This window comes from Bradyrhizobium nitroreducens (genome assembly GCF_002776695.1).
Lineage (GTDB): Bacteria > Pseudomonadota > Alphaproteobacteria > Rhizobiales > Xanthobacteraceae > Bradyrhizobium > Bradyrhizobium nitroreducens.
Window position 1 is genome coordinate 4,152,145 of the sequence record NZ_LFJC01000003.1, and the last position, 19,767, is coordinate 4,171,911.

Here is a 19,767-nt window from a genome sequence, read left to right on the forward strand (position 1 = left end):
AAACCATCTGGTGGAGCCAGACGGGATCGAACCGACGACCTCATGCTTGCAAAGCACGCGCTCTCCCAGCTGAGCTATGGCCCCGTAACCAGAAGACGAATGCTCACTCGATGAAAGTGGTGGGCCTGGGAAGACTTGAACTTCCGACCTCACGCTTATCAAGCGCGCGCTCTAACCAACTGAGCTACAAGCCCCTAACGCTTATCCTGTTAAGGACCGGGGATTCTGCATGCTTGCAGCCCCAGCGCGTGTTCGTCCGCGAAGAAAGAGAAACGAAGACGGCGAAATCCCGCCAATGCAGCTCAACGATCTGGCGATCTGTTGGCCACTGATGTTTCTAAAACAGCTCGATAGAAGCAAGCTTCTGAAGAGCCATCCTTAGAAAGGAGGTGATCCAGCCGCAGGTTCCCCTACGGCTACCTTGTTACGACTTCACCCCAGTCGCTGACCCTACCGTGGCCGGCTGCCTCCCTTGCGGGTTAGCGCACCGTCTTCAGGTAAAACCAACTCCCATGGTGTGACGGGCGGTGTGTACAAGGCCCGGGAACGTATTCACCGTGGCGTGCTGATCCACGATTACTAGCGATTCCAACTTCATGGGCTCGAGTTGCAGAGCCCAATCCGAACTGAGACGGCTTTTTGAGATTTGCGAAGGGTCGCCCCTTAGCATCCCATTGTCACCGCCATTGTAGCACGTGTGTAGCCCAGCCCGTAAGGGCCATGAGGACTTGACGTCATCCCCACCTTCCTCGCGGCTTATCACCGGCAGTCTCCTTAGAGTGCTCAACTAAATGGTAGCAACTAAGGACGGGGGTTGCGCTCGTTGCGGGACTTAACCCAACATCTCACGACACGAGCTGACGACAGCCATGCAGCACCTGTGCTCCAGGCTCCGAAGAGAAGGTCACATCTCTGCGACCGGTCCTGGACATGTCAAGGGCTGGTAAGGTTCTGCGCGTTGCGTCGAATTAAACCACATGCTCCACCGCTTGTGCGGGCCCCCGTCAATTCCTTTGAGTTTTAATCTTGCGACCGTACTCCCCAGGCGGAATGCTTAAAGCGTTAGCTGCGCCACTAGTGAGTAAACCCACTAACGGCTGGCATTCATCGTTTACGGCGTGGACTACCAGGGTATCTAATCCTGTTTGCTCCCCACGCTTTCGTGCCTCAGCGTCAGTATCGGGCCAGTGAGCCGCCTTCGCCACTGGTGTTCTTGCGAATATCTACGAATTTCACCTCTACACTCGCAGTTCCACTCACCTCTCCCGAACTCAAGATCTTCAGTATCAAAGGCAGTTCTGGAGTTGAGCTCCAGGATTTCACCCCTGACTTAAAGACCCGCCTACGCACCCTTTACGCCCAGTGATTCCGAGCAACGCTAGCCCCCTTCGTATTACCGCGGCTGCTGGCACGAAGTTAGCCGGGGCTTATTCTTGCGGTACCGTCATTATCTTCCCGCACAAAAGAGCTTTACAACCCTAGGGCCTTCATCACTCACGCGGCATGGCTGGATCAGGGTTGCCCCCATTGTCCAATATTCCCCACTGCTGCCTCCCGTAGGAGTTTGGGCCGTGTCTCAGTCCCAATGTGGCTGATCATCCTCTCAGACCAGCTACTGATCGTCGCCTTGGTAGGCCATTACCCTACCAACTAGCTAATCAGACGCGGGCCGATCTTTCGGCGATAAATCTTTCCCCGTAAGGGCTTATCCGGTATTAGCACAAGTTTCCCTGTGTTGTTCCGAACCAAAAGGTACGTTCCCACGCGTTACTCACCCGTCTGCCGCTGACGTATTGCTACGCCCGCTCGACTTGCATGTGTTAAGCCTGCCGCCAGCGTTCGCTCTGAGCCAGGATCAAACTCTCAAGTTGGACTTGAACTTTGAACCGGCTGATCACAACGTTTGACGAGGTCCCACCATTATCGACCGAAGTCGATGTGCTGCCCGCGATTCACATCGCTGGCAACGATGGTGTTTCCTTTAAAACGTGTACCGCCGAAGTCTTTCGTCCGGTCCCGAACCCGAAAGACCGAAGCCTTTCAAGAGCGAGACCCGCAAGGACTCCGCCGTCCACGTTTCTCTTTCTTCATCTTCACTTGTCAAACAGCCCGGGACCGATGAGGCCCCAACCTTCCAGAGAGGAAGGGTTCCGACACCCTTACCGACGATGGATGAACTCCAACCGACTGGTGTCGGCTGTTGTGTTCACTCAACAAGGTGAGGAGCATCAGTGGCGCGTTCGCTCGCCTTGGTCAGTGACCCGGCGGCGCCGCGCTCAGTGGTTGGGGTTATAGGCCCCACCTTCCGGGCTGTCAACGCCAATCGTCAACAAATCGTCGCACAGTGGATCGTCGAAAAAATTCAAGCGATTCCAATCAATTAGCGACCCATGGAATGCGATGGCCGCCCCCGCGCGGCAAAAAATCTGAAAAAAAGTTTGCTCACTGGCGGGCTCCCGAGGGGGCTTCAGGGCCCCTCCGGAGCCCCCCTCCCGGCGCCCTTCCAGGCCCCCACCACCGGCCCGGGCGGGCGGGGACCTTCCCCGACCCGACCGCTCTGGGCCGACGGGCCCTTCTGTGCCCGAGGGGGCTTACGCCCGCTCGGGCCGGGCCCCGCCCGTAGTCAGACGGGGCCAGTTAAGGCCGCCCGTTCAGGAAACTTTTTCCATGACAGGCGCCGTACTTGAGCCACAATCCCGCGGCGTTCTGATAAGAGACAAGCTTGAATCGCGGGATGCCAGTGGGGGCTGCCGGCGGTTTTCATGGGGTCAGAGGAAGGCGATCTTGCAGATGACGCGGCCTTCCCCGGACATTCGAGAGACATCGAGAGCGCTTTTTCCGTCCAGCTGTTCGTAATTTCGGCCGGTCCCCGTCGGGGGCCTCCTGAGCGCGGACGCCTGTGCGGCTTGCCTTTTTCCGGCGATGCCCCTTCAAGAGGGCGACGAGGACAAGGTTCGGACCGGGCTTCTTGGGTCGTTGATTGGGGGACTTGAGTGAACCACAGGACGTCACGCGGCGCTTACGGGCGTGAGACCGGGATCATCGATCTCGGCCACGAGCCGCCGCTGTCCGTCGACGGTTCCGAGGCCGCCGTGATCGACCGCCGCCGCGTTTCGGTGCAGTGGTTCAGCGGGACAATCTTGACCGGACTCTGCGGCGCAGCCCTGATCGGCGGCGCCGTTTTCGCATCGCTCGACGGCGAAATGACCTTCGCCAAGGTGCCGGAGCGGGTCGAGGGCGCGCTGCGCGGTGCATTCGGCGCCGCCGATCGCGCCGCCACGCTGCACAAGAGCGACCGCCTGCCGCCGCCGAGCGAATCCACGGCATCCCGCAACATCGTGCGCGTCTCCACCGTCGCCCGCGTCGGCAACCGCGACGTGATGCGGGTGCGTCCCTTCGTGCGGATCGCCGGCAATCTGTCCATGACGACGAGCGATCTGTCGGCGAAGATTCCGCCGTTCAACGCCCAGCGCCTGCTCACCGATGTCGGCTCCGATCCGAAGACGGCAGCGGAAGACCCGAACAATCCGGAAGCGGTCGAGCCCGACGCGGAAGTCTCCTTCGTCACCAAGGACCTGTCGTCGGTGCTGCCGAAGGCCAAGATCTCCGCCGTGGTGGCGCTCGACGACATCCTGATGCGGGTGCGCGACGCCGCCAATTGGCGCGGCAATGGCGGGGTGCGCTACGCCTCGCTCGCCAATGCCGCCGCCGACATTTCCGGCGCGACCGGCCCCTCCGACATCAGAACCGCCTACGCTCCCGAGGCCTCGCCCTCCGATCCCTATGCCGGCTTCGAGACGCGCGTGGTGCCGGAAAACGTGACGCTGCTGCCCAAGACCAAGGAGCAGATCACCGGCGGCAATCCCAACGGCGAACGCGTCCATCTGGTCAAGAAGGGCGACAGCGTCGCTTCGGTGCTGCGCGATCTCGGCGCGAACGCCGAGGAGATCAAGGCGATCACCGCGACGCTCGGGCCCCGCGGCCGCGACGGCGGCCTGAAGGAAGGCGAGAAGCTCCGCATCCTGATGGCGCCCGCGAATCCCGGCGCCCGCCTCCAGCCCTACCGCGTCGTCGTCGCCAACGAGACCATGGTCGAGGCGATCGCGGCGCTGTCCGATCTCGGCAAATACGTCGCGGTCGACGTCTCCAGCATGAACACCGTCGCCGACGCTGCGGCCAACGCGAGCAGCGATGACGATGACGACGATGACGGCTCCGGCGTGCGGCTGTACCAGAGCATCTACGAGACCGCGATGCGCAACAAGGTGCCGATGCCGGTCATCGAGGACATGATCAAGATCTACTCCTACGACGTCGATTTCCAGCGCAAGGTGCAGCCGGGCGATTCCTTCGACGTGTTCTATGCCGGCGAAGACGAGGGCGTGACGTCGAGCGAAAAGAACGACGTGCTGTTCGCCTCCCTCACCGTCGGCGGCGAGACCAAGAAATACTACCGTTACCAGAGCCCCGACGATGGCGTCGTCGACTACTATGACGAGACCGGCAAGAGCGCGAAGAAGTTCCTGGTCAGGAAGCCCGTCAACAACGCCATCATGCGCTCGGGCTTCGGCGGTCGCCGCCATCCGATCCTCGGTTATGTGAAGATGCACACCGGCGTCGACTGGGCCACCGCCTACGGCACGCCGATCTTCGCCTCCGGCAACGGCGTGATCGAGAAGGCCGGCCCCGAAGGCGGCTACGGCAAGTACATCCGCATCAAGCATTCCAACGGGTACGAGACCGCCTACGGCCACATGTCGGCTTTCGCCAAGGGCATGGAGGCGGGCAAGAAGGTGCGTCAGGGCCAGGTGATCGGCTTCGTCGGCTCGACCGGCCAGTCGACCGGCCCCCACGTCCACTACGAGATCCTGGTCAACGGCCGCTTCGTCGATCCGATGCGCGTAAAGCTGCCGCGCGGCCGGTCGCTCGAAGGCCCGATGCTCGCAAGCTTCGAGAAGGAGCGCGACCGGCTCGAGGGCATGATGAGCGGCCGCGGCGGCGCCATCGCCCGTATGTCGGACGCGACCGGCGGCCCATTGCAGGTCAGCAACCGCTGATAGCAACCGGCCGAGACCGGCCGGACATCGTCAAACACAATCCGAATTCTTCGTTGTTCGCGTGAGGCTGCTTGCCAGCGTCACAACGTGAAGTTTCGTTTGCCAAAGCGGCCCGAGGAGCGAATACTTTCCAAAAAACGGGAGGTCTCGCCATGAAGAACAGGCTCGCCTGCACAGCCTTCGTCGCTGCGCTTTTGGCTACCACGACCGCATTTGCCGACAATTGGGAGGTGACGAAGCTCGTTCCCGGCTCGGCCTTCCATGGCGTGCACGGGCTCGGTGTCGACAAGGCCGGCCATCTGTTCGCCGGCAGCGTCGCCGGCGCTGCGCTCTACGAGGTCGACATCACAGGCGGTACCGCCAAGGTTGCAATTCCCTCGCCTGTGGGCATGGCCGACGACATCGCGTTCGCGCCTGACGGCACCATGGCCTGGACCGGATTTCTGACCGGCGACCTCTATTCGCGCAAGGGCGAGGGCCCGATCAAGAAGCTCGCGAGCGGCCTTCCCGGAATCAACTCGCTCGCCTTCCGCAAGGACGGCCGGCTCTACGCCACCACCGTTTTCCTCGGCGACACGCTCTATGAAATCGACGTCGAGGGCGTGAAGCCGCCGCGCCAGATCATGGAGAAGATGGGCGGCCTCAACGGCTTCGAGTTCGGTCCCGACGACAAGCTCTATGGCCCGCTCTGGTTCAAGGGACAGGTCGCCAAGGTCGACGTCGACAAGGCCGAGCTGACCGTCGTCGCCGACGGCTTCAAGATCCCAGCCGCGGTGAACTTCGATTCCAAGGGCAATTTGTGGGTGGTCGACACCGCGCTCGGTCAGCTCGTCCGGGTCGATCCCAAATCGGGCACCAAGACCGTGGTCGCGCAACTGAAGCCGTCGCTGGACAATCTCGCGATCGACGACAAGGACCGCATCTACGTCTCCAACATGGCCGACAACGGCATCCAGGAGGTCGATCCCGCGACCGGCCAGGCCAGGCAGGTCATCGTCGGCAAGCTCGCGCTACCGGGCGGCATCGGCGTCACCTCGGAGAACGGCAAGGATACGATCCACATCGCCGACGTGTTCGCCTATCGTACGGTGGACGGCGCGACCGGCGAGGTCACCGAGAAGGCCCGCATGCACGCCGCTGGCACCACGCTCGAATATCCGATGAGCGCGACGGCGCGGGACAACGACGTGGTGCTGTCGAGCTGGTTCACCGGCACCGTGCAGGTGATCGACGCCAAGACCGGCGCAACGCGCGACATGCTGCACGGCTTCAAGGCGCCGCACGATGCGATCGTGCTCGCGGACGGCAGCATCCTGGTGGCGGAGCTCGGCACCAAGTCGCTGGTCAAGGTGAGCGGCGAGCACGGCAAGGACCGCACCACGCTGATTGGCGGCCTCGAGGGCCCGGTCGGGCTGGTCCGTGGCAAGGCCGACGAAGTCTACGTCACCGAGGCTTTTGCGGGCACCGTGTCCCGGATCGACAGCAACGGCGAAAAGACCGTGGTCGCCAAGGAGCTGAAAATGCCGGAAGGCATCGCGCGCGGCAGCGACGGCACCCTGATCGTGGCGGAAGTCGGCGCCAAGCGTCTGATCGCGATCGCGCCGGAGGATGGCAAGGTGACGGAAATCGTGGCCAATCTTTCGATCGGCCTCGAGGGCGCGCCTGGCGGATTGCCGACCAACATTCCGACCGGCGTCGGGATCGGGGCGAGCGGAGCGATCTACTTCTCGTCGGACGTGGAGAATGCGATCTACAAGGTGGTGAAGAAGTAGCGGCGTACTGCAAAACTGACCGCGACGGATCGGCGCGCAGCTTCCAGTCGGATGCTGACCGTTTGACCTCTCCCGCGCAGGGTGGTTGTCGACATGTTGGAACGACATCGGGGCGGGACGTCACCCTCGCCAAACCTCAGCTGTCACGGTGCATTGCAGCAAGGCAGCCGCTGGTAGAGACTGACGAGCTAGCGCTCGCTCGTATCGCTCGCCGCCAGCATTGCGTGATGAAAGCCTCCTTTGAATCAAAAGCTTAAGTTGCGATGTGGCGCAACCGCAACGCGCCCATAACTTTTTTGCGCGCGATTGGATTCAACTCTCCTTTAGATTGTCAACAATCTCCGCGCGTGTTTCGATGTGCCCATAATTTGCAGCGGCGGGGGCGGCTGTGCGTATTCGTACATTTCTTAGAGTCATTGTTGTTGCGATTGGCTTGGGTGGGTGCGGTTGGGGAGGAGCGTTGAATCCTCCACGCCTTGTGTCGAGCGGTGAGACGGATACGTCGATCCAGCTCTTTATCCAGGCGTCAATCCTCATGCTGCAGGCGTACGGATTTTCGACCGTACCTTACGAGGACATTCAATTTCGTTCAGAGCGGGCGGGCTTTCAAACGCTGCCTTTCGTCATGCCCACCAGCGGGCGGATCACGCCGCATCTCATCAACGGCATGGCCGCGCCAAGAGCCGACTATCTGACATATGTGCAGACCTTGGGCACAAAGCCCCTGGTCAAGTACTACATCCGAACGGGGCTTCGAGCTGCCCAACTCGTCTGCCGAAATCATCTGATGAGGCTCGACGAGGGCAACCAGTACTTGGAGTTCATCAAGAAGGAAATCGGTGTTGGCGCCTCATTCACCAGCGCGGTGCTGGCGCTGGTGAATGCGAACGCCACGCTGACAAAATCATTCCTGATCGCCACGACGGGCGTGAACGATGGGCTCAATGCCTTTGAAGAATACCGATATCTGTCGATCGACCGCGACGTGGCCCGAACGCTGGTGGAGACCGCGCAGAACAAATACGCGGAATTCTTTCTGAACCAGGTGGATCAGTCCAACTTCGATAACAACGTCGCCGTTGGGGGATACACATTTTCCGATGCACTGAACGCGGTCAGCACAATCGAATATCAGTGTACGCGTGAAGGCATCCGTTACCTACTGAACCGATCGATCAACAACACCCCGACGAATATGGAGATTGATGCCGCCACCGGGACGGTCATGTTCAAGTCGGCCAGGGACACGACGAATGGAACGGGCCTTGGCTCCGCAGCTCTGATCTCCAACTCAAAGACCCAGCTGCAGCCGCTCGATCCGGCTGGGACAGATCCGAGCGCGATGTTCGATAACAGACTCAACAGCTTCGAAAAGCAACTCTCATCCGAAATGATTGCCGGTTGGCAAGCCAAGGTCTGCGCGTCGCTCCACGACGGCAAGCTCGGAGGACCGGGGTCGTCAACCCGGGTCGCAATCATGACTTTCCTGGGCAAGACCGGTCAATCTGGCGCGCTTTCGCCGAAGGACATCACGCGATTGAGGATTGCCCAAGCGAGGAAGTGTTGACGTGTAAGAGGAGGAGCTAGTGGCCGAGATTGATCGACCGACATTCGCCGCGGAATGTATCGAACAGGGAAATAGATTTGGCGCCTGGGCCCACTATCTCGTCGCCGTCGCCAAGCTTCGGTCCGGAATCGACGATGCCGTCAAAGACACTAAGTTTGGACCATTCGGACTGACACAAGAGCAATGGAACGGGCTCCTCAAGGGCGAACTCGGTCTCGAGGCAGAAGACGTCAAGATTTGGCAGATGCAATGCCTGCTGGTCGCGTCATGGACTCACGACATTCATCGGGGTCTCGTCACTACAAACGGACGGAATCCGACATCGGAAGAGATATATGGCAAGCAGTTCCCCGGAGACGACGTGGCCGGCCTCAACCAGGCCCTGACCGATACCCGCGCGTTGATGCCGAGCGGCCAGGCCGTTGCTGCCGGCACGCCGGTCGATCCAAAAACTCCAACTTAGGAAGGCAAACCCTCAGCCCACAAAAAGCCGCCCCGGCGAGGCGGACCTCTCCGGGGCGGGTTGTCGTTTCAGGCTTCGAACGGCCGCGTTCAGTTCAGCTTCCGCTTCGCCGCCGGCGCCTCGAACTGGGCGATCTCGGCGGTCTGCGGCGCCTTGCCGTTGAAAGTCAGCACGTTGCCTTCGGACGAGATCGCAACGTTGTCGCCGTCCTTGACGTCGCCGGCCAGGATCATCTCGGCGAGCGGATCCTGGAGGTGGCGCTGGATCACGCGCTTCAGCGGCCTTGCGCCGTAGGCTGGGTCCCAGCCCTTGGCAGCCAACCAGTCGCGAGCCGCGGCATCGAGCGTCAGCACGATCTTGCGATCGGTCAGGAGCTTCTGCAGCCGGGTGAACTGGATCTCGACGATCCGGCCCATCTCGCTCTTCTGCAAGCGGTGGAACAGGATGATCTCGTCGACGCGGTTGAGGAATTCGGGCCGGAAATGCCCGCGCACCATTCCCATCACCTGTTCGCGCACGGCCGAGGTGTCCTCGCCCTCCGGCTGGTTCACCAAATACTCCGAACCGAGGTTCGAGGTCATGATGATCAGCGTGTTGCGGAAGTCGACCGTGCGGCCCTGGCCGTCGGTCAGGCGGCCGTCGTCGAGCACCTGCAGCAGGACGTTGAAGACGTCAGGATGCGCCTTCTCGATCTCGTCGAACAGCACGACCTGGTAGGGCCGGCGCCGCACCGCCTCGGTGAGCGCGCCGCCCTCGTCATAGCCGACATAGCCCGGAGGCGCGCCGATCAGCCGTGAGACCGAGTGCTTCTCCATGTATTCGGACATGTCGAGGCGGACCATCGCGGTCTCGTCGTTGAACAGGTACTCCGCCAAGGCCTTGGTCAGCTCGGTCTTGCCGACGCCGGTCGGGCCCAAGAACATGAACGAGCCCGTGGGACGGTGCGGGTCCTGCAGGCCTGCGCGCGAACGGCGCACGGCGGTCGCGACCGCACGCACGGCCTCGGCCTGGCCGACGACGCGCTGGCCGAGCTGCTCCTCCATCTTCAGGAGCTTCTCCTTCTCGCCTTCCAGCATCTTGTCGACCGGCACGCCGGTCCAGCGCGAGACCACCTGCGCGATGTGGTTGGCGGTGACCGCCTCCTCCACCATCTCGCCGGAGTTCTCCTTGGCCTCGATATCGGCAAGCTGCTTCTCGAGCTGCGGGATCCGGCCATAGGCCAGCTCGCCGGCCTTCTGGAATTCGCCGCGCCGCTGCGCATTGGCCAGCTCGACACGCAAACCGTCGAGCTCGGCCTTCAGCTTCTGGGCATCGGAGAGCTTGTTCTTCTCCGCGCTCCAGCGCGCGGTCAGCGCCGCCGACTTCTCCTCGAGCTCGGCAAGATCCTTTTCCAGGGTCTGGAGCCGGGACTTGGAGCCGGGATCGCTCTCCTTCTTCAGAGCCTCCTGCTCGATCTTGAGCCGGATGATCTCGCGGTCGAGCGAATCCAGCTCTTCGGGCTTGGAATCGACCTGCATCTTCAGCCGCGCCGCGGCCTCGTCCATGAGGTCGATGGCCTTGTCGGGCAGGAAGCGGTCGGTGATGTAGCGGTTGGACAGCGTCGTCGCCGCAACAAGCGCGGAATCGGTGATCCGCACGCCGTGGTGCTGCTCGTACTTGTCCTTCAGGCCGCGCAGGATCGAGATGGTGTCCTCGACCGAGGGCTCGCTGACGAAGATCGGCTGGAAGCGCCGCGCCAGTGCGGCGTCCTTCTCGACGTGCTTCTGATACTCGTCGAGCGTGGTCGCGCCGATGCAGTGCAGCTCGCCGCGGGCGAGCGCCGGCTTGAGCAGGTTGGAGGCGTCCATCGCGCCGTCGCCCTTGCCGGCGCCGATCAGCGTATGCATCTCGTCGATGAACAGGATGAAGGTGCCCTCGCTCCCGGTCACTTCCTGAAGCACGGCCTTCAGCCGCTCCTCGAACTCGCCGCGGTATTTTGCACCCGCGATCAGCGCGCCGAGGTCGAGCGACAGCAGCTTCTTGTCCTTCAGGCTCTCGGGCACGTCGCCATTGACGATGCGCAGCGCGAGGCCTTCGGCGATGGCGGTCTTGCCGACGCCGGGCTCGCCGATCAGGACGGGATTGTTCTTGGTCCGGCGCGACAGCACCTGGATGGTACGGCGAATCTCCTCGTCGCGGCCGATGACCGGGTCGAGCTTGCCGTCGCGCGCCGCCTGGGTCAGGTCACGGGCATATTTCTTCAGCGCGTCATAGGCGTTCTCGGCGGTCGCGCTGTCGGCCGTGCGGCCCTTGCGCAGCGCCTCGATTGCCGCATTGAGGTTTTGCGGGGTGACACCGCCCTTGTTGAGGATCGCGCCCGCCTCGCTGGTCTTCTCCAGCGTGAGGCCGAGCAGCAGCCGCTCGACCGTGACGAAGCTGTCACCGGCCTTCTCGCCAGCCTTCTCGGCCGCGTCGAAGGTGCGGGCGAGCTCGGGTGCCAGATAGATCTGCCCGGCACCGCCGCCGGAGACCTTCGGCACCTTGCCGAGAGCGTCCTCGGTGGCCTTCAGAATTGCGCGGGAATTGCCGCCGGCGCGGTCGATCAGGCCGGAAGCCAGCCCCTCATTGTCGTCCAGCAGGACCTTCAGCATATGCAGGGTGGAAAACTGCTGGTGCCCCTCGCGCATCGCAAGCGACTGCGCGGACTGGATGAAGCCCCTGGAGCGTTCGGTATACTTTTCGATATTCATCTCTTTTGTCCCTCGGCCTGCCCTCGGGGCCCTCTAAGGCACCCCAATACGGCATCTTCATTGGGTTTCCGCTGACTGCATTGAGGTTTCTCAAGCGGTAAACGATCGTCATTTACCGACGTTGCCGCCGGCCTGAGGCAGATGTGGGAAGCAGGTTGCGGATGCGAAAGAGGCGAGTTCACAATTTCGTGCGCCGATCCGCCGGCTTGGCGGGGCCGGGGCGAATCCCTTAAGTGACGGCATGATCCCTGCCGCAAAGCCAGCCAGCCAGACCGCCGAGATTACCGGCCTCTACCGCTACCCGATCAAGGGCCTGACGCCGGAGCCTCTGCGCCGCGTCCTTTTGCGGACGGGCCAGACCCTTCCCGCCGACCGCCGCTACGCCATCGAGAACGGCCCGAGCGGCTTCGATCCCGAGCAGCCCGAGTGGAAGCCGAAAATCCAGTTCCTGATGCTCGCGCGCAATGAGCGGCTGGCCGAGCTCGACAGCCGCTTCGACGATGCCAGCAACGTCCTGACCATCCGCAAGGACGGCCAGACCGTCGCCAGCGGGAACCTCGAGACCGCGGCCGGGCGCGCCGCCATCGAGCGCTATTTCACGGAGAACTTCCAGCCGGAGCTGAAGGGACCGCCCAAGGTTCTCTCCGGCCGCGACCACAGCTTCTCCGACGTCGCCCGCAAGGTCGTCTCCATCATCAACCTGAACAGCGTGCGCGCGATCGAGACCATGCTGGGCGGCACCGCGGTGCATCCCTTGCGCTTCCGCGCCAATCTCTACGTGACGGGGTGGCCGGCCTGGTCGGAGCTCGATCTCGTCGGCCAGACGCTCGCGATCGGGCAGGCCCGATTGAAGGTCGTCAAGCGCATCGTCCGCTGCCCCGCCACCAATGTGGACCCGGTGACGGCCAAGCGCGATCTCGAGATCCCGCCGACGCTTTCGCGTCATCTCGGCCACATGGACTGCGGCATCTATGGCGAGGTCATCGAAGGTGGCGAGATCGGCATCGGCGATGCGGTCGCGGTGGAAGAGCCGAGATTGGTGTGACGGTTCGTAGGGTGGGTTAGCCGTAGGCGTAACCCACCACCGCCTGTCTCCGCCGAAACAGAAGAGGTGGGTTACGCCAGCGGACCGCGCTTCGCGCGACCGCCAGCTAACCCACCCTACCGATCTCACCTCAATTCGGCATCACATAGGCATAGATCCGGCCGCGCGAGACCGGCGCCTCGCGGACGCGGTTGCCGTTGTTGCCGGAGATCATGATCGGATTGCCCTGCGCGTCGATGCCGGTGATGATGCCGACATGACCGCCGCGGCGGCCGCGCGACATGACCGCGATGGCGCCGACCTGCGGACCGGAGACACGGGTGCCGTAACGCGCGAACGAGCTCGCCATGTCGGAGCCGGAGCCCTTATGGCCGGTGTGCTCCAGCACCATGTTCATGAAACGCGCGCACCACAGGCTGCCGCGCCCGGTCGGATTGCCTCCGACATAGCGGCGCGCCTCGGATACAAGGCTCGATCCGCCGCCGAAGCCGCCGCTATTGGCCATTGCGGTGTTCGCCATGGCGCTATGGGCCATGCCGCCGCCGTTGGCGTTCGGATCGTAGCTCGCCTGGGTGTCGGCGAATCCGCTCGCCTGCAACTGCGCGGCGCTGCGCTCGAAGCGCGAGCGGCTCGCATGATGGCGATAATGATGATGTCTGGCGTGGTGCACGTAAGCGTGCCGCTCTGCGCTATGACGATGATGCGGCCGCGCTGAGGCCGGAGAAACGAATGCGGCAACCGCCGCGGAGAAGATCGCCAGCGCAACAACACAACGCGACAGGCGAGACGCAAACAACTCAACCATTCTTCATCCTTCGTTGACACCCCACTTCCCGTCCGCCCCTCGCTGAGGCCGACATCCGTCTGGCCGTTAAGCCGCCGGATGTGGCGAGAAAAAGACGCGGGCTGCCCGCGAATAGCTGTGATGATTTTGTGCCGACACTGGTTCAATGCCGCCGCATTGCGGACAACAGCATTAACTGCAATCCTGCAAAGGCGGCTTGAAGAGAGGGAAACGGTTAATGCCCCACGCCACGACCAGGGACGACGTCCGCATCTATTTCGAAGAAGCGGGTCAGGGAACGCCGATCATTTTTCTGCACGAGTTCGCGGCCGACTACACCAATTGGGAGCCGCAGATGCGCTACTTCTCGCGCGGCCACCGCTGCATCACGTATTCGGCGCGCGGCTACACGCCGTCGGACGTGCCTGAGGGCGAGGTCTACACCTACGAACATTTCTACACCGACGCGCTTGCCGTGCTCGATCATCTCAAGATCGAGCGCGCGCATCTCGTGGGCCTGTCGATGGGCGCCTATTCCTCGCTGCAGATCGGATTGAACGCGCCGCAGCGCGCGCTGTCGATGACGCTGGCCGGCGTCGGCTCCGGCTCGGAGCTCGAAAACCTGGAGGCCTGGCGCAAGCAGTGCCGCGCCAATGCCGAGCAGTTCGAGACGCTGGGCTCCGCCGAGGTCGCAAAAATCACGCGCGAGGCACCGAGCCGGATTCCGTTCCTGGTGAAGGACCCGCGCGGACACGCCGATTTCTACGCCGCGCTGGCGCGCCACGACGCCAAGGGCTCGGCGCGCACGATGCGCGGCTTCCAGGGCGGCCGCCCCTCGATCTATACGATGACGGACGCGATCGCGAAGGCGACGACGCCGGCGCTGATCATCTGCGGCGACGAGGACGATCCGTGTATCGGGCCAAGCCTGTTCCTGAAGAAGCATCTGCCCGCGGCGGGGCTGGCGATGTTTCCGAAATCGGGCCACGTGCTCAATCTGGAGGAACCCGCGCTGTTCAACGAGAGCGTGGAGCGGTTCGTGACGCTGGTCGAGGCGGGCCGCTGGCCGGCGCGGGATCCCAGGTCGCGGGCCGCGCATTAGCTGTCATTCCGGGATGCGCCAAAGGCGCAGGCCCGGAATCCATGGGACGTCATACGCTGCGGCACGATGGATTCCGGGTTCGCGCTTCGCGCGCCCCGGAATGACGACGAGAGACTATTTTCCCCCGCCGCGGCTCAGCAGAAACACGCCCTGCTCGCCAAACATGTTCCACACCCACCAGGGCAGGTTCAGCGGGATCGGGCGGCCGTAGAGGTCGAGCGCCACCGAACGCTCCATCTTGACGTTGATTGCGTCGCAGAGCTGCACGAAATCCTTGATGGTGCAGAAATGGATGTTGGCGGTGTCGTACCAGGTCGCCGGCAGGTTCTCGGTACGTGGCATGTGGCCGCCGATCAGCAGCTGCAGCCGCATCTTCCAGAAGCCGAAATTCGGGAACGAGACGATGGCGCGGCGGCCGATGCGCAGCAGGTTTTCCAGCACCACCCTCGGCTGCCGGGTCGCCTGCAGCGTCTGCGACAGGATCACGTAGTCGAAGGCGTCGTCCGGATAATTGACGAGGTCGGTGTCGGCGTCGCCCTGCACCACCGCAAGCCCCTTGGCCACGCAGCGGTTGACGCCCTCGCGCGACAGCTCGATGCCGCGTCCGTCGATGCCGCGCGTTTCCAGCAGCTGGAGCAGATCGCCCTCGCCGCAGCCGACGTCGAGCACTTTCGAGCCGGGCTTGACCATGTCGGCGACCAGGAGATGGTCGGCGCGAAAATGACCGGACTGTCCCGTCGCAAGGCCGCCCAGCGGCAACACTTCCTGTACAGACATCGCTAGCCGTCCTCGTCAGTCGTTCTTGGAGGTGAGCCCGCGGGCCTTGCCTGCCGATTGCAGGAAGGCGCGGGAGATGTCGAAGAATTCGGGAACGTCGAGCAGGAAGGCGTCGTGGCCGCGATCGGTCTCGATCTCGGCGAACGACACCCGCGCGCTCGAGGCGTTGAGCGCATGCACCAGCGCGCGCGATTCCGAGGTCGGGAACAGCCAGTCGCTGGTGAAGGAGACCACGCAGAAGCGCGTCTTGATGTCCGCGAACGCCTTGGCGAGCACGCCGCCATGATCGGCGGCGATGTCGAAATAGTCCATCGCGCGCGTCAGATAGAGGTAGGAATTGGCGTCGAAGCGCTCGACGAAGGAGGAGCCCTGGTAGCGCAGATAGGACTCGACCTGGAAATCGGCGTCGAAGGAGAAGGTCGGCAGGTCGCGGTCCTGCATGCGCCGGCCGAATTTGCGATGCAGCGCGGCGTCGGAGAGGTAGGTGATGTGCGCCGCCATCCGCGCCACCGCGAGCCCGCGATGCGGATGGATGCCCTGATCGGCATAGCCGCCGCCGTGCCAATCGGGATCGGCCATCACGGCCTGGCGGCCGAGCTCGTGAAAGGCGATGTTCTGCGCCGAGTGCCGCGTCGCGCAGGCGATCGCCAGCGCCGAGAACACGCGGCCAGGATAGGCCGCGGTCCATTGCAGCACCTGCATGCCGCCCATCGATCCGCCGACGACCGCAAACAGCGTGTCGATGCCGAGCCGGTCGATCAGCATGGCCTGCGCGCGCACCATGTCGGGGATGGTGATGACAGGGAAATCCAGGCCCCAGACCTTGCCGGTGGCGGGATTGATCGACGCCGGCCCGGTCGAGCCCATGCAGCCGCCGATCACGTTGGAGCAGATGATGAAGTAGTGCTTGGGATCGATGGGGCGGCCGGGGCCGACCAGGGTCTCCCACCAGCCGGGCTTGCCGGTGACGGGATGCACGTTGGCGACATGCTGGTCGCCGGTCAGCGCATGGCAGATCAGCACCGCGTTGGAGCGATCGGCGTTGAGCTCGCCATAGGTCTGGTAGGCGATCTGGAACGGGGTGAGATCGACGCCGCAATCCAGCCGCAGCGGCTGCTCGGTGCCGAAATGCGCGACCTGCGAGCTCGGATGATCCACCTCATGCGACCGCTCGTCAGCGCTGATCGCAGGACTCGGTATCGACTTGACGCCATCCATGACCATCGACCTCGTTTGCGATCAAACGCGTGATCGCCACTTGCATCAGGCCATGAAAAACCCGGCCTGAACGATAGGTTCGGCCGGGATCGAAAGAGTCCCCGGCCTGTTTAGCGAGTTTTTTAACGTGGCTGCAAGCCGGCCGGCTCAAATGACCACGGAACGGGCAAAAGCTACCGTCTTGGGCGGTTTTCGTCAAGTCGCGGCCCGGATCGGCCCAATTCGCCTCCGTCGCGGCGACCGGGAAGGACGTCATTTCTCTTTGCTTTCGCCGCCCCGACTGCCTAATCAGGACATCCCCCATCGGAACAATCGACAGCCCAACATGTCTCAACGTCCGCCCGCGCCGCCGTCATTGCAGGAATTGCGCAAGGAGATCGACGCGATCGACGAGGCCATGCATCGCCTGCTGATGCAGCGCGGCGACATCATCGACCGCCTGATCCAGGTGAAGCAGACCCAGGAGGTCGGCTCGGCATTCCGCCCCGCGCGTGAGGCCTCCATGATGCGCGAGATCGTGCAGCGTCATCGCGGCATCCTGCCGCTCGACACCGTCGAGAGCATCTGGCGCGTCATCATCTCGACCTTCACCTACGTGCAGGCGCCGTTCTCCGTGCATGCCGACATCTCGGTGAGCGAGCCGGCGATGCGCGATTCCGCGCGCTTTCATTTCGGCTTCACGGTGCCTTACGTCGCGCATTTCAGCGCGCAGGCCGCGGTCGAGGCGGTGGCGAAATCCAAGGGCGACCTGGCGCTGGTCTCGGCGACGTCGAGCCGCACGCCGTGGTGGCTCTCGCTCGAGGAAAAAGGCGCGCCGAAGATCATCGCGCGCATGCCGTTCGTCGAGCGCGCCGACCATCCGGCCGCGCTGCCGGTGTTCGCGATCTCGCGCGTCCCCGACAGCGCCCTGGTGACCGAGGTCGAGACCTTCAGCGTGCGCGTGTCCGGGTGGAACGCCGAGGTCGCCCGCGCCCTGTCGCCGCTCGCCGAGATCGTGGCGGTGCCCGACACCGCCTTCGACGGCGCGGCGCTGCTGGTCTCGGTCACGAGCGCGACCAGCATCGACAAAATCAGGGCTGCCCTGATCGAGGCGGGGGCCTCGGTGCGCTCCACGGCCCTCGTCGGCAGCCACGCAACGCGCTATACGGTGCCCCCGACCGGGCCAAAATCGTAAATCGCGTACCGCTTAAAGCCACTTTCGGAGTTGAAGATGTCCCGCCCCGTGCCGAATCCCGGCATTCTCGATATTGCGCCCTACACGCCCGGCAAGAGCCCGGTCGCCGAGCCGGGCCGCAAGGTGTTCAAGCTCTCGGCCAACGAGACGCCGTTCGGGCCCTCGCCCAAGGCGATCGAGGCGTTCAAGCGCGTGGCGGATCATCTCGAAGACTATCCGGAAGGCACCTCGCGCGTGCTGCGCGAGGCGATCGGCCGTTCTTTCGGGCTCGATCCCAACCGCATCATCTGCGGCGCCGGCTCGGACGAAATCCTCAATCTGCTCGCGCACACCTATCTCAGCCACGGCGACGAGGCGATCTCCACCACGCACGGCTTCCTGGTCTACCCGATCGCGACCATGGCGGTCGGCGCCAAGAACGTCGTCGCGGCCGAGAAGAACCTCACCTGCGACGTCGACGCCATCCTCAAGGCCGTGACGCGGAAGACCAAGCTGGTCTGGCTCGCCAATCCCAACAACCCGACCGGGACCTATGTGCCGTTCGACGAGATCAAGCGCCTGCGCGCCGGCCTGCCCTCGCACGTGCTGCTGGTGCTGGACGCCGCCTATTGCGATTACGTCTCGCGTAACGACTACGAGATGGGGATCGAGCTGGTCGCCACCACCGAGAACACGGTGGTGACGCACACCTTCTCCAAGATCCACGGCCTCGCCGCGCTGCGCATCGGCTGGATGTTCGGCCCCGAGCACATCATCGACGCGGTCAACCGCATCCGCGGCCCCTTCAACGTGTCGACGCCGGCGATGTATGCCGCGGTCGCCGCGATCGAAGACACCGCGCATCAGGCGATGTCGAAGCAGTTCACCGAGACCTGGCGCAACTGGCTGGCCGAGGAGATCACCAAGCTCGGGCTGAAGGTGACGCCGAGCGTCGCCAATTTCGTGCTGATCCACTTCCCGACCGAGAAGGGCAAGACCGCGGACGACGCCGACGCCTTCCTCACCAAGCGCGGCCTGGTGCTGCGCGCGCTGAAGAACTATGGCCTGCCGCATTCGCTGCGCATGACCATCGGCACCGAGGAGGCCAACCGCCTCGTGGTCGACGGCTTGCGCGACTTCATGGCCGGCAAATGAATGCGCAGGCGCACTTCCAGCGCGTCGCGCTGATCGGCTTCGGCCTGATCGGCGGCTCGATCGCGCGCGCTGCGAAGCTCCAGGGGCTCGCCGGCGAGATCGTCACCACCGCACGCTCGGAGAAGACGCGCGCGCGGGTGCTCGAGCTCGGCATCGTCGACCAGGTCGTGGCGACCAATGCGGAGGCGGTGAAGGATGCCGACCTCGTCATCCTCTGCATTCCCGTCGGGGCCTGCGGGCCGGTGGCGCAGGAGATCGCGCCGCATCTGAAGCCCGGTGCTGTTGTCTCCGACGTCGGCTCGGTGAAGGGCGCCATCGTCAGGGACATGGCGCCGCATCTGCCGAAGACCGTTCATTTCGTGCCGGCGCATCCCGTCGCGGGCACCGAGCATTCGGGGCCGGATTCAGGCTTCGCCGAGCTCTTCATCAACCGCTGGTGCATCCTCACCCCGCCGGAAGGCGTCGACGCCGCGGCGACCGATCGCCTGCGCGCCTTCTGGGCCGCGATGGGCGCCAAGGTCGAGGTGATGACGCCGGATCATCATGATCTCGTGCTGGCGATCACCAGCCATCTGCCGCATCTGATCGCCTACACCATCGTCGGCACCGCCGACGAGCTGGCGCAGGTGACGGAATCCGAGGTCATCAAGTTCTCCGCCGGCGGCTTCCGCGATTTCACCCGCATCGCGGCCTCCGATCCGACGATGTGGCGCGACGTCTTCCTCGCCAACAAGGAGGCCGTGCTGGAGATGCTCGGCACCTTCACCGAGGACCTGTCCAAGCTCACCCGCGCGATCCGCCGCGGCGACGGCGAAGCGCTGTTCGACCATTTCACCCGCACCCGCGCCATTCGCCGCGGCATCGTCGAGATCGGCCAGGATTCGGCCGCGGCGGATTTCGGCCGCCAGCATGGCGCGCTGAAGAAGCCGTAGTTTCGCTGGTCAT

General features: G+C 63.6%; 13 protein-coding genes, 2 tRNA genes, 1 rRNA gene and 1 riboswitch. Of the genes, 9 read left to right on the forward strand and 7 right to left on the reverse strand.

The genetic code is table 11. The annotated features are described in order from the left end of the window. Nucleotides 1–8: 8 nt before the first annotated feature. From TSA1_RS19955 to TSA1_RS19965, 3 genes are all read right to left on the reverse strand, one after another. A tRNA-Ala gene (locus tag TSA1_RS19955) sits at nt 9–84 on the reverse strand. A gap of 33 nt (nt 85–117) precedes the next feature. Then, a tRNA-Ile gene (locus TSA1_RS19960) sits at nt 118–194 on the reverse strand. A 188-nt stretch (nt 195–382) separates the two neighbouring features. Continuing rightward, nucleotides 383–1,871, reverse strand: a 16S ribosomal RNA gene (locus TSA1_RS19965). 1,122 nt (nt 1,872–2,993) lie between these two features. Here TSA1_RS19965 and TSA1_RS19970 point away from each other — a divergent pair. The 4 genes from TSA1_RS19970 to TSA1_RS19985 all read left to right on the forward strand — a co-directional run bounded on the left by TSA1_RS19970 (nt 2,994) and on the right by TSA1_RS19985 (nt 8,859). Then, a complete protein-coding gene (locus TSA1_RS19970; RefSeq protein ID WP_100177841.1) occupies nt 2,994–5,057 on the forward strand; it encodes a M23 family metallopeptidase in 2,064 nt (687 codons plus the stop codon). 152 nt (nt 5,058–5,209) lie between these two features. Continuing rightward, complete coding sequence (locus TSA1_RS19975; RefSeq protein WP_100177842.1) at nt 5,210–6,829, forward strand: NHL repeat-containing protein; 1,620 nt, start codon at nt 5,210–5,212, stop codon at nt 6,827–6,829. Nucleotides 6,830–7,289: 460 nt separating this feature from the next. Continuing rightward, on the forward strand, nt 7,290–8,396 hold the full coding sequence (locus TSA1_RS19980; RefSeq protein WP_145984336.1) for a hypothetical protein: 1,107 nt from the start codon (nt 7,290–7,292) through the stop codon (nt 8,394–8,396). A 19-nt stretch (nt 8,397–8,415) separates the two neighbouring features. Then, nucleotides 8,416–8,859: a hypothetical protein gene (locus TSA1_RS19985; protein ID WP_100177844.1), complete on the forward strand. Its 444-nt coding sequence runs from the start codon at nt 8,416–8,418 to the stop codon at nt 8,857–8,859. A gap of 89 nt (nt 8,860–8,948) precedes the next feature. Here the strand turns inward: TSA1_RS19985 and clpB are convergent, their stop codons facing one another. Further along, nucleotides 8,949–11,588: an ATP-dependent chaperone ClpB gene (gene clpB / locus TSA1_RS19990; RefSeq protein WP_100177845.1), complete on the reverse strand. Its 2,640-nt coding sequence runs from the start codon at nt 11,586–11,588 to the stop codon at nt 8,949–8,951. Nucleotides 11,589–11,829: 241 nt separating this feature from the next. Here clpB and TSA1_RS19995 point away from each other — a divergent pair, with 241 nt between their 5' ends. Continuing rightward, the gene (locus tag TSA1_RS19995) at nt 11,830–12,633 is read left to right on the forward strand and encodes an MOSC domain-containing protein (protein ID WP_100177846.1); all 804 of its coding nucleotides are present in this window, start codon (nt 11,830–11,832) and stop codon (nt 12,631–12,633) included. 130 nt (nt 12,634–12,763) lie between these two features. On the opposite strand, the gene TSA1_RS20000 is transcribed toward TSA1_RS19995, so the two are convergent. After that, nucleotides 12,764–13,438: a TIGR02594 family protein gene (locus TSA1_RS20000; protein WP_100177847.1), complete on the reverse strand. Its 675-nt coding sequence runs from the start codon at nt 13,436–13,438 to the stop codon at nt 12,764–12,766. Between the two features lie 217 nt (nt 13,439–13,655). Here TSA1_RS20000 and TSA1_RS20005 point away from each other — a divergent pair, with 217 nt between their 5' ends. Beyond that, on the forward strand, nt 13,656–14,519 hold the full coding sequence (locus TSA1_RS20005) for an alpha/beta fold hydrolase (protein ID WP_100177848.1): 864 nt from the start codon (nt 13,656–13,658) through the stop codon (nt 14,517–14,519). Between the two features lie 114 nt (nt 14,520–14,633). Here TSA1_RS20005 and metW read toward each other — a convergent pair whose 3' ends face one another. Further along, nucleotides 14,634–15,296: a methionine biosynthesis protein MetW gene (metW, locus tag TSA1_RS20010; RefSeq protein WP_100177849.1), complete on the reverse strand. Its 663-nt coding sequence runs from the start codon at nt 15,294–15,296 to the stop codon at nt 14,634–14,636. 15 nt (nt 15,297–15,311) lie between these two features. Next, nucleotides 15,312–16,514, reverse strand: a complete 1,203-nt coding sequence (metX, locus tag TSA1_RS20015) for a homoserine O-acetyltransferase MetX (RefSeq protein WP_100181231.1) — start codon at nt 16,512–16,514, stop codon at nt 15,312–15,314. Between the two features lie 89 nt (nt 16,515–16,603). Next, a riboswitch (SAM riboswitch) is annotated at nt 16,604–16,683 on the reverse strand. Nucleotides 16,684–16,839: 156 nt separating this feature from the next. Here metX and TSA1_RS20020 point away from each other — a divergent pair. The 3 genes from TSA1_RS20020 to TSA1_RS20030 are packed head-to-tail and all read left to right on the forward strand — an operon-like array spanning nt 16,840 to nt 19,754. After that, a complete protein-coding gene (locus TSA1_RS20020) occupies nt 16,840–17,688 on the forward strand; it encodes a chorismate mutase (protein ID WP_100177850.1) in 849 nt (282 codons plus the stop codon). A gap of 36 nt (nt 17,689–17,724) precedes the next feature. Next, nucleotides 17,725–18,822, forward strand: coding sequence for a histidinol-phosphate transaminase (hisC, locus tag TSA1_RS20025; RefSeq protein ID WP_100181232.1), 1,098 nt, complete (start codon nt 17,725–17,727; stop codon nt 18,820–18,822). Beyond that, entirely contained in the window at nt 18,819–19,754 is a 936-nt protein-coding gene (locus TSA1_RS20030) for a prephenate/arogenate dehydrogenase family protein (RefSeq protein ID WP_100177851.1), read from the forward strand. The genes hisC and TSA1_RS20030 overlap by 4 nt, the downstream gene beginning before the upstream one ends. The last annotated feature ends 13 nt before the right edge of the window (nt 19,755–19,767 follow it).

Bases quoted from the DNA above. Each gene is read 5' to 3' on its own strand.
- TSA1_RS19975 (WP_100177842.1), top strand. From the start codon at position 5,210: ATGAAGAACAGGCTCGCCTGCACAGCCTTCGTCGCTGCGCTTTTGGCT.
- clpB (WP_100177845.1), bottom strand. From the start codon at position 11,588: ATGAATATCGAAAAGTATACCGAACGCTCCAGGGGCTTCATCCAGTCC.
- TSA1_RS19995 (WP_100177846.1), top strand. From the start codon at position 11,830: ATGATCCCTGCCGCAAAGCCAGCCAGCCAGACCGCCGAGATTACCGGC.
- TSA1_RS20000 (WP_100177847.1), bottom strand. From the start codon at position 13,438: ATGGTTGAGTTGTTTGCGTCTCGCCTGTCGCGTTGTGTTGTTGCGCTG.
- TSA1_RS20005 (WP_100177848.1), top strand. From the start codon at position 13,656: ATGCCCCACGCCACGACCAGGGACGACGTCCGCATCTATTTCGAAGAA.
- metW (WP_100177849.1), bottom strand. From the start codon at position 15,296: ATGTCTGTACAGGAAGTGTTGCCGCTGGGCGGCCTTGCGACGGGACAG.
- metX (WP_100181231.1), bottom strand. From the start codon at position 16,514: ATGGATGGCGTCAAGTCGATACCGAGTCCTGCGATCAGCGCTGACGAG.
- TSA1_RS20020 (WP_100177850.1), top strand. From the start codon at position 16,840: ATGTCTCAACGTCCGCCCGCGCCGCCGTCATTGCAGGAATTGCGCAAG.
- hisC (WP_100181232.1), top strand. From the start codon at position 17,725: ATGTCCCGCCCCGTGCCGAATCCCGGCATTCTCGATATTGCGCCCTAC.
- TSA1_RS20030 (WP_100177851.1), top strand. From the start codon at position 18,819: ATGAATGCGCAGGCGCACTTCCAGCGCGTCGCGCTGATCGGCTTCGGC.